General features: G+C 32.3%; 12 protein-coding genes. 7 read left to right on the top strand and 5 right to left on the bottom strand.

The window, feature by feature from the left end; all coding sequences use genetic code 11:
- Positions 1–11: 11 nt before the first annotated feature.
- The gene (locus DW761_RS08785) at positions 12–1,352 is read right to left on the bottom strand and encodes an MATE family efflux transporter (protein ID WP_117517640.1); all 1,341 of its coding nucleotides are present in this window, start codon (positions 1,350–1,352) and stop codon (positions 12–14) included.
- Between the two features lie 274 nt (positions 1,353–1,626).
- Here DW761_RS08785 and DW761_RS08780 point away from each other — a divergent pair, with 274 nt between their 5' ends.
- The 4 genes from DW761_RS08780 to DW761_RS08765 all read left to right on the top strand — a co-directional run bounded on the left by DW761_RS08780 (position 1,627) and on the right by DW761_RS08765 (position 7,084).
- Positions 1,627–2,487, top strand: coding sequence for an AAA family ATPase (locus DW761_RS08780; protein WP_117517638.1), 861 nt, complete (start codon positions 1,627–1,629; stop codon positions 2,485–2,487).
- Between the two features lie 305 nt (positions 2,488–2,792).
- Positions 2,793–3,632: a BglG family transcription antiterminator LicT gene (gene licT, locus DW761_RS08775; protein ID WP_117517636.1), complete on the top strand. Its 840-nt coding sequence runs from the start codon at positions 2,793–2,795 to the stop codon at positions 3,630–3,632.
- A gap of 117 nt (positions 3,633–3,749) precedes the next feature.
- A complete protein-coding gene (locus tag DW761_RS08770) occupies positions 3,750–5,648 on the top strand; it encodes a beta-glucoside-specific PTS transporter subunit IIABC (protein WP_117517634.1) in 1,899 nt (632 codons plus the stop codon).
- An 11-nt stretch (positions 5,649–5,659) separates the two neighbouring features.
- The gene (locus DW761_RS08765) at positions 5,660–7,084 is read left to right on the top strand and encodes a 6-phospho-beta-glucosidase (protein ID WP_117517632.1); all 1,425 of its coding nucleotides are present in this window, start codon (positions 5,660–5,662) and stop codon (positions 7,082–7,084) included.
- 134 nt (positions 7,085–7,218) lie between these two features.
- On the opposite strand, the gene DW761_RS08760 is transcribed toward DW761_RS08765, so the two are convergent.
- Both DW761_RS08760 and DW761_RS08755 read right to left on the bottom strand, forming a co-directional pair.
- Positions 7,219–7,866, bottom strand: coding sequence for a hypothetical protein (locus DW761_RS08760; protein WP_147323320.1), 648 nt, complete (start codon positions 7,864–7,866; stop codon positions 7,219–7,221).
- A gap of 154 nt (positions 7,867–8,020) precedes the next feature.
- Positions 8,021–9,073: a hypothetical protein gene (locus DW761_RS08755; RefSeq protein ID WP_117517628.1), complete on the bottom strand. Its 1,053-nt coding sequence runs from the start codon at positions 9,071–9,073 to the stop codon at positions 8,021–8,023.
- A 164-nt stretch (positions 9,074–9,237) separates the two neighbouring features.
- On the opposite strand from DW761_RS08755, the gene DW761_RS08750 reads away from it, so the two are divergent.
- Positions 9,238–9,420 (top strand): helix-turn-helix domain-containing protein, encoded by a 183-nt coding sequence (locus tag DW761_RS08750; protein WP_233511351.1) that lies wholly within the window; start codon positions 9,238–9,240, stop codon positions 9,418–9,420.
- Between the two features lie 306 nt (positions 9,421–9,726).
- Here DW761_RS08750 and DW761_RS08740 read toward each other — a convergent pair whose 3' ends face one another.
- The gene (locus DW761_RS08740; protein ID WP_117517624.1) at positions 9,727–9,948 is read right to left on the bottom strand and encodes a hypothetical protein; all 222 of its coding nucleotides are present in this window, start codon (positions 9,946–9,948) and stop codon (positions 9,727–9,729) included.
- 9 nt (positions 9,949–9,957) lie between these two features.
- Positions 9,958–10,815 (bottom strand): DMT family transporter, encoded by an 858-nt coding sequence (locus DW761_RS08735; RefSeq protein ID WP_117517622.1) that lies wholly within the window; start codon positions 10,813–10,815, stop codon positions 9,958–9,960.
- A gap of 683 nt (positions 10,816–11,498) precedes the next feature.
- On the opposite strand from DW761_RS08735, the gene tnpA reads away from it, so the two are divergent.
- Positions 11,499–11,915: an IS200/IS605 family transposase gene (tnpA, locus tag DW761_RS08730; protein ID WP_117517620.1), complete on the top strand. Its 417-nt coding sequence runs from the start codon at positions 11,499–11,501 to the stop codon at positions 11,913–11,915.
- Positions 11,905–13,017 (top strand): RNA-guided endonuclease InsQ/TnpB family protein, encoded by a 1,113-nt coding sequence (locus DW761_RS08725; protein ID WP_233511921.1) that lies wholly within the window; start codon positions 11,905–11,907, stop codon positions 13,015–13,017. The genes tnpA and DW761_RS08725 overlap by 11 nt, the downstream gene beginning before the upstream one ends.
- Positions 13,018–13,059 lie beyond the last annotated feature (42 nt).

Genomic DNA, 13,059 nt, shown 5'->3' with positions numbered 1-13,059 from the left:
TCACAATCAAATCAAAATATCTTTGACGTATACACAGATAATCTCTTTGTGAACTTTACCATACATATAGCTGAGAAAACAGCAACAATCATTTCTGTTATTGGCATAGTGAACCATATGAAATCTGCATGTAAAATTGGTAATAGATATATCAAAACACCACTAATTACAAGTCCTCTGGCAACTGACACAATAAAGGAAGCTTTTGGTTTTAATAGTGCTTGGAAGTAATATGTAGAAAAGATATTAAATGGTAATAATAGAAAAGATAAACCATAGCATCTGATAATCGCAGGTGCTATTTCTAATATTTCTTTTGTGGGTGTCATAAATATTCCTACAAACATATTTGGTATCATGAGTACTAAGATTGTCCAAAAAGTACTGAAAAACACAACCGTATATAATGCATACTTTAAAGTTTCTTTGATACGCTTTCCTTGTCTAGCACCAAAGTTAATAGAGATAATCGGTTGAGATGCCTGTCCTACGCTATATGCACAACATTGTACAAATGTGCTTACATTTACGATAATCCCATAAACAGACAAAGCCTCAACGCCAAGATATTTCATAATCTGACGATTAAAGAGTATCGTTAATATTCCCATTGCGACATCAATGAAGAAGGTTGGAAAACCTGTAATACAAATTCTTTTCATTTTATGTACGATATTATAAGTTCTCACTAATGTTAGACTATTTTGTTTCGTAAAGAAATGCGTGATCATAATGACACATGAAATTACAGAACCCATTGCCGTTGCTAATCCTGCGCCAAAAATGCCCATGTCAAAGACGAATACAAAAACGTAATCGCCAATGATATTAAATACGCCACCTGCTAAAACTCCAATTGTCGCAAGTGTTGGATTTGAATCATTTCTTAGAAATGCCGCAAGCATTTGTGTAAATAAGAAACATGGTAATACAAATTTGATTGGTATAATGTAAGTCTTCGCAAGTTCTAACAATATTGCTTTTGCGCCAAAAAAGATAAACATTTCTTCATCAAAAAACACAATGAAAATCCATACAATTAAGGACAGTATTACAGAACCAATAAAGGCTGTAGTGAAGTATTCGTTTTCATTTTTTGATATTCTATCTGACTTCCCTTTTAAAGTACTAAAAATGATAGAACCACCGATTCCCATTAACAAACCCAAACTGAAAATAATGTTCCAAATAGGTGCCACAACTGCCAAAGCCGCAGTACCATCCGGTCCTTGATATTGTCCAACCATCGCCATATCAACAATGGAATAAATGGAAGTAATCAATGCACTTCCAAATGCTGTAGCAAGATATTTTAAATACAGCGGTTTAATTTTACCATTCAAAAAATCCATTTTTTAAGTCCTCCTTCAAACAAAAAAGCCGGGCAAAGGATAGATATTTCATCTATACCCTTGTCCGGCTAATCTTTCACTGATTTGCCCTCCGAGCAGTTAACATTATAGCAAAACATAAATCAATGTCAAGAAGTTATTTTGCATAATCTAATGAGTTTTTATTTATTATTTTCAGCTTTATATATTATATATAAAACATTAAACTTTCCATATGTAATTAATTATAGTAAAATGAAGTTAATTAAAACCCAGAAAGCTGAGTGACTATATCATGGAAAAATACCTACAAAATATTATGTTTTCAAAAAGTGATAGTTTTAAAGAACTTAGGGAGAATGGCTATATTTATGTTGATAAAACAAAATATATTGAATTACTGGAAAACAATAATGATAAATCTGTCCATATGTTACGCCCTAGAAGATTTGGTAAAAGTCTGTTTACATCAACGCTTTCTTGTTATTATGATATAACTGAAAAAGATAATTTTGATCTGATTTTTAAGAATACCTATATTTATGAATATCCAACAAAAAATAGAAATGCATATTATGTTTTAAATTTAAACTTTTCTGAATTGCCTGACATACAAAGTAAAAATTTTGAAAATATATTTACTTCAATAGTTATTCAATCATTAAATATATTTTTAGACAGATATAAAATTAGAATAAATCTTGTACAAAGTGATAGTGCCGCAAGTATATTATCTAATTTTTTTGTGGATGTGAAGCCTTTGCTAAATAATAAAAAAGTTTATGTAATCATTGATGAATATGATCATTTTGCTAACGGACTATTATCATTTAACTTCCAAGAATTTACATCAGTAACGAATAGCAATGGTTTCGTAAGAGCCTTTTATGAAGAAATAATATGCAACAGAAAATATTGTATCAAAAGTATTCTCACAGGAGTATCTTCTATTACATTAGATAGTCTAACTAGTGGATTTAATATCAGAACAAATCTATCATTAGATCCACGATTCAATGAAATGTTTGGCTTTACTATAGATGAAATGATGTCCCTAATTTCTATGGTTCCTTCCATACAAGATAAACAAACTATATTGCAAGAAAAGAAACAATACTATAGAAATAGCTATAAAGCAAATAATTCAGAAATATAAAAATACACGCCAAATGAATCATTAAAAACTTGATCCATATGTCATGGTTTTCTCTAAAAATATTTGTATATATTCTGAAAGCAATTAACGTTTCACAAAATTATTATAATCAAATTATGAAACTTAAAAAAATTATTTAAATATTTTTTTGAAAGAAAACGCTTGCAGATTGAAATGAAGTATGCTAAACTTTAGGCGTAATCGGGTAGTTATTGTGTAATGGCAAGCTAAACCTGCATAAGAAACAGTGAAACAGCAGTTCCATTGGTTTTGTGCAGGTTTTTTATATGAAAAGAGGTATGTGTATGAGAATCCATAAACTGATTAACAACAATATCGTCATTGTGAAAGATGAAGCAGGAAAAGAAACCATATTAATGGGAAGAGGCATCGGATTTAAAAAGCACCCAAATGATCCTATCGATGATCGAATGATTGAAAAACGTTTTGTCATGTCACAACAAGAAGGCATTACTCATCTAAGCGATTTATTGAATGAAATCCCAATTCAAGAAATAGAAGCTGCTGTTACGATTATGGAAATGGCAACGGATACCTTACATAAAAAACTAAATGAAGGAATAATTATTTCATTAAGCGATCATATCCATACATCTATTGAACGAAGCAAGGATCATGTTTTTGTGAAAAATGTGCTGTTATGGGAAATAAAGAAGTTTTATCCAGAAGAATTTAAAATTGGTAAATCTGCTTTAGATATCATCGAAGATAAAACAGGTACTAAACTTCCTGAAGATGAAGCAGGTTTTATTGCTTTACATATCGTAAATGCACAAATGGAAGAATCTGTAGGTGATATGTATGGACTAACAAAAGTAATGCAGGAAATCATCAACATCATTAAATACACATGTAAAGTATCTTTTGATGAAGACTCTGTTTACTATTACCGCTTTATTACACATTTAAAATTCTTTGCACAACGTCTATTAACACATACAGAATATCAAAGTGATGAAAATGATACCTTGTTAACAATGGTGAAAACACAATACCATGAAGCCTATCAATGTGTCAGAAAAATCATGGAATTTATACAAAACAATTATGATTACTGTCTGTCAGATGAAGAACAGTTATACTTAACAATTCATATCGAAAGAATTGTTAAAAAATCAAAATAAGGAACCCGTATACTGATAGAAAGGAGGCAAGTGTGCACAGTATACGTCTAATTGGGTAGTTACATTCAGTTGGCTAAACCTTCATATATATAACATAAAAAATGGAGGTAAATGAATATGAAAGATTATAAACAACTGGCAATGGAGATTGTCAAACACATCGGAGGAAAAGAAAACATTATTTCCCTTACACACTGCGTTACACGTCTGCGTTTTCAATTAAAGGATGAAAGCAAAGCTGATGATGAGATTCTAAAAAATATGGATGGTGTTGTTACTGTCATGAAATCTGGTGGGCAATATCAGGTAGTAATTGGAAATCATGTACCTATGGTATATGCTGATGTATGTGAAGTCGCTCAAATACATGCAGGTGATCATACAGATCAACCAAAAGTAAAAAAGAAACCTTTTGATATGCTTGTAGATACAGTATCTGGAATCTTCCAACCTATTTTATCTGTTTTATCTGCTGCTGGTATGATGAAAGGTCTTAATGCTTTGTGTTTAGCTATGGGATGGTATAGTGCTGGATCTGGTGCTGATGTTCTAATGACAACAATCGGTGATGCAATGTTTATGTTCTTACCAGTTATATTAGGATACACATCCGCAATAAAATTTGGTTTAAAACCATTTGTAGGATTGGTTATTGGTGCTGCATTATGTTATCCTGCTATCCAGGCAAGTACTTTGGCAGGTGCAGGAGAACCTTTATACACTTTATTCACAGGTAGTATATTTGAATCGCCAGTATACTTAACACTTTTTAATATTCCTATTATTACTATGGATTATACATCTACAGTCATACCAGTCATCCTGATATGCTATTTAGCTTCTAAAGTAGAAAAAGGCTTTAACAAAATTATTCCTGATCTTTTGAAATTCTTCTTTGTTCCTATGTTTACTCTTTTAATTTCACTTGTTATTGGATTTATTTTAATTGGTCCAATCGCAACATATGGTTCCAACATCATTGCATCTGGAATTATGCAGGTACGTAGTTTCTCTCCAATGATTGCTGGTGCGCTCGTTGGTGGACTTTGGCAAATTCTAGTTGTTTTTGGTTTACATTGGGGAATTATTCCAATTTATATCAATAATATCGCAACATTAGGATTTGATAATGTCATGCTACCATTCTTTGGAGGCTCATTTGCAACAACAGCTGTTGTTGTCGCAATGATGATTAAAACGAAAGATAAAAAATTAAAACAATTATGCATCCCTGCGTCTATTTCAGGTTTCTTTGGAGTCACAGAACCTGCGATTTACGGTATTCTACTTCCTAAGAAAAAGCCATTTATGCTAAGCTGTATTGCTGCTGCGTTAGTAGGTGGATTTTATGGATTATTCAACTTACGTGAATTTGCAATGGGAGGCTTAGGTATCTTTGGTTTTACTACTTTAATTGATCCAGTTACAAACAGCTTTGACAATATGTATGTTGGTATTATTGGCGCAGTTGCCGCTATGATTTTAGGGTTTGTATTTACCATGTTATTCTGGAAAGATGACACAAAAGAAGTAGTTGTTGAAGCAAGTGTTAAACCAACTGAATTGTTAAACAAAGAAATCATCCTTGCACCAATAAAAGGTGTAGTTCTTCCTTTATCTAAAGTTGAGGATTGTGCCTTCTCACAAGGTATCCTTGGTAAAGGTCTTGCAATAGAACCAGAAAAAGGAGAAGTTGTTTCTCCTGTAAATGGAACAATTACAACATTATTTCCTACTTATCATGCCATTGGTATTACATCAGATTCAGGAATTGAAGTATTAATTCATGTTGGTATGGATACAGTCCAATTAGAAGGCAAATATTTTCATCCTTGTATAAAACAAGGTGATCAGGTACATGCTGGTCAAACATTGTTAACATTTGAAATGGATCAAATCAAAAACGCGGGATATTCATTGCTGACCCCTGTGGTTATCACAAATACAGCTGATTATCTTGATGTTATGGAAACAGGTTTAGAGAATAAAGAAGAATTTTTAACAATCATTCGATAGGAGGATAACTTATGAGTACATTTCCTAAAGGATTTTTATGGGGTGGTGCGACCGCAGCCAACCAATGTGAAGGCGGTTATTTAGAAGGTAATCGAGGCCTATCAAATGTTGATTTTATTCCATCTAAAGAAAATCGTTTTGCAGTTGCATCAGGACAATTAGACCCAAAATGTTTGAAGGATAATGAATATTATCCTTCAAGAACTGCTATTGATATGTATCATCATTATAAAGAAGATATTGCACTATTCGCAGAAATGGGGTTTCAGGTATATCGCTTTTCCATCTGCTGGTCACGTATATTCCCACTAGGTGATGAAGATACACCGAATGAAGATGGTTTAGCATTTTACGAAGATATCATTGATACCTGTCTTTCTTATCATATAGAACCACTCATTACCATCAACCATTTTGATATCCCTATTCATTTGATTAAAACATATGGCGCATGGCGAAACAGAAAACTTATCGGTTTTTATTTGCGACTTTGTGAAACCTTATTTACACGTTTTAAAGGTAAAGTAAAATACTGGATTACATTTAATGAGATCAATATGATTTTGCATATGCCATATATGGCTGCCGGTTTAACGATTCAACCAGATGAAAACAAGACAGAAATGTGTTATCTTGCAGCACATCATGAATTATTAGCAAGTGCAAAGGCTGTAAAATTAGCACATCAAATTGATTCAGATTATAAGGTTGGATGTATGCTTGCTGCTGGTAATATGTATCCTTATTCTTGTAATCCAAATGATGTAATGGAAAGTATTCAGAAAGATCGTGAGAACTATTATTTTGCGGATATTCAAGTAAGAGGGTATTATCCATCTTATGCATTAAAGTTTTTAGAACAAAACCATATTTCGTTGTCGATTACAGAAGAAGATAAAGTGATTCTTTCACAAGGCTGTGTAGATTTTGTATCTTTCTCCTACTATAACAGTGGAGTAGCAAGTGCAGATCCTAACTTACAGGCAAATGCAAAAGGCAATGTGTTTCCTACCATTGAAAACCCCTATCTTTCCGCAAGTGAATGGGGATGGCAAATTGATCCTCTTGGTTTAAGAATTACTTTAAATGCTCTTTATGATCGTTATCAAAAACCTTTGATTATCGTTGAAAATGGATTAGGCGCAAAAGATGAGCTTATCAATGGCAATATTGATGACGATTATAGAATCAATTATCTACGTGATCATATCCAAGCAATGAAAGATGCCATTTTAATCGATGGTGTAGATTTAATTGGCTATACTACTTGGGGTTGTATCGATTTGATTAGCGCAAGTAGTGGTGAAATGAAAAAGCGTTATGGATTTATTTACGTTGATGCAGATGAGGATGGTCAAGGTACTTTTAAACGCTATAAGAAAAAATCATTTACATGGTATCAACAGGTAATTGCTTCAAATGGTGAAATATTATAAGCACTGTATATAATTAAAAAAGCTAGCAAATCACGAAAGGTTCGCTAGCTTTTTTGTAGATAAATAATCGACATTCATTGATTATTCTCATAATGTAAAAGAGAAATCTTCATTTAAATTCTTTACTACTCAAATCATTTTCTTTTCTTAATGCTATCCAAATACTCATGGAAAGCCTTTTGATCTCGCTTCAAATATCCCATCAAATGATGCTGATCAACAACTCTTACATGATGATTTAACAAAAATTCTAAAATATCATGAATCATTTGATTATCTAGTTTTTCATTTAATGACATTGATTGTGAGAAACTAAGGAAACACACTTCTTTGGTATAAAAGCGGATGCTTAAATAATATGTATCAAACGAAGAACCCTTTGATTGTTTCCCTTGTGAAAAACGTAATGTAACCTTATCAATATCACTATATGAAATTACTTTATAAACTTTCGTATCATTTCCATATCTTAAAACATTCCAAGCCAGCTTTATACAATCTATAACTGTGGCACCCTCAAAGTACAACATATCATGTTCTCTTAGTTCCATATACTTAAACTGTGTAATACTTATTTGCAATATGAAACAAAATGGTGTAAAAATAAGTGCAAGTATCAATTCAAACAATGGATTTAGCATAATAGGGTTTGCGCCAGGTTGACTTTTATAATATAGAAAAACTAGTAAAAATACCAAATATATCGTAATACATATGCCAATTTGCGATAGTATGATATATGAGCGTGTTAATTTTTTACCATAGCTAATTTTCTCCATCATATAGCCTCCCTTTTTGTTACTTCCATCATACATCAAGTACCAAGCTATTACAAATAAAATAAATATAACATCTTTTCTATGTATTGATTATAGAAATTTCTTTTATCCATGAAAAAAAGGAAAGACGAATTTGTCAATCCTTTAAATGATTCTGCTACAGACGAGCACCACAAGAACACATATAATATGCCTCTTCATCTACCACTTTAACATTTTGTTTTTGATATTCTATTATTTCTTTCCAACCAGTAAATTCTCTATCTAATTTATAACTCCAGCCACACCCACAGACATCTCCACAATGTATAAAGCAATCCTCCTCTAAATCAAATCTAGCATGACAATGATTACATTCGTACCAATCGTCAATAATTTCATATTGTGCTTCATGTACTGTGACAGGAACTTCACGCTCTTCTGTATGACTCTTTTCAGGTACATATATGTCATAGCTATGTTCATGTACAGGTTCTTTTGGTTTAGTATTCGTATTACTATTACCAGAATTGCTTATACTGTTGTTGCTACTTGGTTTATTATTGGAAGAATTATTGTTTCCTCCACTTGGTTTACTTGAAGAACTGCTTTGACTAAAACTGTTTTCAGCATTTGGTTTATTTTCCGCAACTTGTTGATTGTTGTTCGTTACCGTTTCCTTTGCTTTATCATCTTTATTGCTCTGTTTTGTTTCTTCTTTCGCTTGTTTCTTGTTTTTGATTGAAACCGTTGTTTTTACTTTTACAATGATCTCATCAGCATTTGTATCAAATGTTAGTTTCACATCTTTGTTTTTCTTTAGGAATGTATTCAGGCCATCACCTTTCAACGTTATCGTATAAATGACTTCATATTTGCCTTCTTTAGAAGAATCAATCTTACTATCGTCAATTTCCACTTTTTCTACAATACTGTCATCTACGGATACAAGTTTTTTCAAATCTACCTTGGCGCCTTTGTCACTTTCATAATCTTTGATCCCTTTGATAATTTCTTTATCAATCAAAGGCTTGATTTCATCCAGCTTGACTTCCTTCTCAATTTTCTTTTGTTTCTGCTCAATTTGCTCAGTCTGCTTTGGTTCTGTGTCCTTATGACTGCCAGATTGCACCGCAAACCAAATGCCCCCAGCAACTAAAAGTACAATAACAACTACACCAGATATAACGATCCTTTTGTTGTTTTTGATATACTCTTTCATCTTTTCCATTTGTGTAAAATCTCCCTTTTCTTTCTTATTTTTTTTACAATTGCTTTCTTAATATATCATACCATGTTGTGAATATATGCACAATATCAATTTAGACATATTAATTCTATAATCTGATTAAGGAGTTGATTACGATTATAGATTACAGTCCATTATGGAAAACCATGAAGATCAAAGGTGTTTCACAATATAGATTATTGAAATCCGGAATTGATAATCGAACTTTAGATACTTTAAAGAACAACAGAAATATAACGTTACTTACACTAGAAAAGTTATGCAATATTTTAGATTGCACGCCGAATGATATTGTTACATTTGTGAATGATATTTCTCATGGAAAATAACGAAAAGGATATTTCACAGCGACTTGTATTGATATGAAATATCCTTTTTCTTTTTGTATATCAGTTTTCGTAATAAAGGTATTCTTAAAATAAACACAAATACTTTCCATTTCTCAATGTTTTATTTTTTGAGATCTCTTGAAGATCATATATCATGGAAGGAACTTTCTGAAATTCAATCAAGCTCAATTCATGATGCCCACACATGGCATGATCTGATGGCTGCGTCTTATAAGCAGTTAAGAAACATACTGCTTTCGCATGACATTCTTGTATGGATGCAGGAAGAATCACGCCATCTTCTATTCAAGCGATATGGGAATATATTTTTCCCATTGGAATATCTTGTTCTGTATAACTATGATGAAAAAGCATACAGTTTTCTTTACCAATATAATCTTTATACACCTGATAAGCTTCAGGCCATAACATGCCATCATTCTTAATGTTTTCAAAAATCTCTGGTATAATCTTTTGTTTCACAAACGCAGGTTGATATCTTGCCCACAATACTAATTTATCTTCCATAAATACCTCTTATTTATTTTTTCTACTCATTATGATAAGTGCTATTAATATCAAAGCACACCCTATTATTTTTGATAATGTTAAGGCTTCTCCTAATATCAGCCAGCCACAGACAACAGATGTTATTGGTTCAAATAAACAAAATAATGATGCTGTGCTGCTTCCTAAATATTGAATCCCTTTTTGTAGAAGCACTACTGCAAGAAAGCTGGACATGATGGCAAGTACAATCAACAACCCATATGCTTCCCATGGCATTACAAAATGGATAGGATAAATAATAGAGCACACAAGTGTTTCTATAGCGATAAATACTGCCAGATAGAACGATACTTTATAAGCATTTTCATGCGCTAATCGTGTTTTTTCAAGCTGTACCATATAGAATGCATATGTGAACGCAGATGCAATTGCCATAATCAGCCCTATAGGTTTTGCATTTGCGCTTAAGTCAAAGAAGCATAATGCCCCTAGTAAAGCTAACCCAAGAGCAACTTGTTTTTGTTTAGATATCTTTTGTTTATAGATGAAAAAGCATAATAATGACACAAATACCGGATATAGGAAATGAAGGGTTGTTGCACAGCCAATATCAATATAGTTATAAGATGAAAACAGAAGAATCGTGGTTAGTCCACTGCCAAGTATCGCGATAATTGCGACGTTTTTTAGATCAAATTTTGAGATATGAAAAGATATTTTTTGATTATACATAATTATGGCAAGAATAGGTAGCACAAACAAGGAACGAAAGAATACGACGGTCATAGATGTTGCGCCATAGTCATAAATCATGGTTGTTAGAAGTGGCGTTAAACCAAACAGTATGGCAGATAATATTGTCGCAAATATCCCTTTTATACGCATATTCTTCCTCCTTGTATCGGGTTATATTATACCGTTTTCGCTTATAAAGTAAAATAGATTATGAATTTTTTATCATATAACCTTTTTTGTATTCTTCCTTTATGTTTGTTCTATATGAAATATTTATGATAACACTAGGTTCTCAGGGACTTCTTCCTGCTTTAGGTTAAAGCAAAAATATCATCAACATCAATATAGTCAAAAATGGTTTAAACAGAATAAATATTGGTAGAGTGTATGAGATGAATTACTTCTATACTTGATGTATTTGGTAATTCTAGTGATTGCTTCATCTCTATTCATAACAGATCACCAACCTTTCACAATAGTGCTTTCAATAAAGACGATGTTATAGTAAAATATGTTTAGTAATTTAGCTAGCTTATTTTCAAAGTTCCTACAGAACAAATTAATTCAATAAAATACGAAGTAAAAATTAGACAATAAAAAGAAGAAAGGATGAGAATAATGAATAATTTACTAGATTTTAACCAAAAGCAGGCAGAAGTCCCCCACTTCAACGGCGATAAGTAAGTGGTGGGATGAATGCAGCAATATGTAATTTTTTATTATTATTTTTTCTTTTTTTCTATAGCTATTACAACTATTCTGTGTTATAATATCCTCATCAATTAGCTGGTAGCAGTATGGTCAGTCGATTATAATTAAGGACGGTGATTATAGTGCAATTAGATAGTAATATGCATTCAGTCTTTTTTCTTCATTATCATTTGATCTTCACAACCAAGTATCGTAGAGATGTCTTTGACGATATGATCAGTCATCGAGCGATGGAGATTTTTATTCATATCGCTTCAAATTACAATATCACATTAGAAGAATGGAATCATGATGTCGATCATGTTCACATCCTTTTTTCTTCTCATCCTAATTCAGAGCTTTGTAAATTCATCAATGCTTACAAAAGTGCCAGTTCACGCTTGCTAAAAAAAGAGTTTCCTCAGATCCGCGAAAAGCTTTGGAAACAGCAGTTATGGAGTCAAAGCTATTGTTTGATCAGTGTAGGGGATGCGCCTCTTGAAATCATCAAGCAATATATCAAGACACAAGGAAAGCCTGGTGAACAACATGATGATTAAGATGAGAAAAGGATATCAATATGCTATTACTCCTACACAGCAACAAGCACAAAAGATTGAACAGAATATCGGATGTGCACGTTTTATCTACAACAAGCTGCTTGAAGATAAAATAAAGTACTATGAAACAAACAAAAAGTCTATCCGTTTGACACCAGCAACATATAAATCAGAATATCCATTCTTAAAAGATGCAGACTCTATGGCACTTACCAATGCACAGATAAATTTAGAAACAGCATTCAAAAAGTTTTCTGATGAACCTAAAATTGGATTTCCTAAGTTCAAATGTAAGCATAAGTGCAGAGCAAGCTATACGACGAATCGTGTAAATAATAACATCAGGATCACTGAATCAGATCAAAATCACAGGATGTACATCAAGCTTCCCAAACTAGGCGAAGTCAAAATAAAGCTTCATAGGCTCCCACAAGGCAGTTTAAAATCAGTAACTGTATTCAGACAAGCAGACAAATACTATGTATCTATCTTATTTGAAGAAGAAATAGAAATAAGCAAATGCCCGATAATCAAAGGTATTGGCTTAGATTATTCTCAAAAAGAACTGTATGTAGATAGTGAAGGAAATCATTGTGGATATCCACATTATTATCGTGTCAGTGAAAGAAAGCTGGCAAGAGAAAATAGAAAACTATCAAAGATGAAAAAAGGAAGTAATAATTACATCAAGCAAAAAGCAAAGATTGCAAAATTACATTTACATATCGCTAATCAAAGAAAAGATTTTCTACACAAAGAAAGTAGGAAGATAGCCAATTCTTACGATTATGTTGCAGTAGAAGATATTGATATGAAAGCATTGAGTCAGGCACTTCATTTAGCAAAGAACCTATTAGACAATGGATTTGGAATGTTTCGTAAGATGCTGGAATATAAGCTAGAAGAACAAGGGAAAGTCTTAGTCAAGGTAGATAAATGGTATGCAAGTACACAAATATGTCATCAATGTGGATCAAAACAAAAGATGGAATTAAAAGAACGTCAATATATTTGTCCAAAATGTGGATATGAAGCAGACCGAGATGAGAATGCAGCAAAGAACCTAAGAGAAGAAGGAAAACGGATACTAGAAAGTATCTGATGAAAGATAATAAAAAGAACCGAAGGACGAGCGGGGATAGCT

Origin of the sequence: Absiella sp. AM29-15, assembly GCF_003434225.1 — a bacterium.
Classification (GTDB): Bacteria; Bacillota_I; Bacilli_A; order Erysipelotrichales; family Erysipelotrichaceae; genus Hoskinsella; species Hoskinsella hominis.
The sequence above is the reverse complement of the archived record's forward strand: the minus strand, read 5'-3'. Positions and strand labels throughout refer to the sequence as shown.

What these genes read in the sequence shown, in the direction of transcription:
- DW761_RS08740 (WP_117517624.1), bottom strand. Translation starts at nt 9,948, where the DNA reads ATGGAAGATAAATTAGTATTGTGGGCAAGATATCAACCTGCGTTTGTG.
- DW761_RS08750 (WP_233511351.1), top strand. Translation starts at nt 9,238, where the DNA reads ATGAAGATCAAAGGTGTTTCACAATATAGATTATTGAAATCCGGAATT.
- DW761_RS08785 (WP_117517640.1), bottom strand. Translation starts at nt 1,352, where the DNA reads ATGGATTTTTTGAATGGTAAAATTAAACCGCTGTATTTAAAATATCTT.
- DW761_RS08780 (WP_117517638.1), top strand. Translation starts at nt 1,627, where the DNA reads ATGGAAAAATACCTACAAAATATTATGTTTTCAAAAAGTGATAGTTTT.
- DW761_RS08735 (WP_117517622.1), bottom strand. Translation starts at nt 10,815, where the DNA reads ATGCGTATAAAAGGGATATTTGCGACAATATTATCTGCCATACTGTTT.
- DW761_RS08725 (WP_233511921.1), top strand. Translation starts at nt 11,905, where the DNA reads ATGATGATTAAGATGAGAAAAGGATATCAATATGCTATTACTCCTACA.
- licT (WP_117517636.1), top strand. Translation starts at nt 2,793, where the DNA reads ATGAGAATCCATAAACTGATTAACAACAATATCGTCATTGTGAAAGAT.
- DW761_RS08760 (WP_147323320.1), bottom strand. Translation starts at nt 7,866, where the DNA reads ATGATGGAGAAAATTAGCTATGGTAAAAAATTAACACGCTCATATATC.
- DW761_RS08755 (WP_117517628.1), bottom strand. Translation starts at nt 9,073, where the DNA reads ATGGAAAAGATGAAAGAGTATATCAAAAACAACAAAAGGATCGTTATA.
- DW761_RS08765 (WP_117517632.1), top strand. Translation starts at nt 5,660, where the DNA reads ATGAGTACATTTCCTAAAGGATTTTTATGGGGTGGTGCGACCGCAGCC.
- DW761_RS08770 (WP_117517634.1), top strand. Translation starts at nt 3,750, where the DNA reads ATGAAAGATTATAAACAACTGGCAATGGAGATTGTCAAACACATCGGA.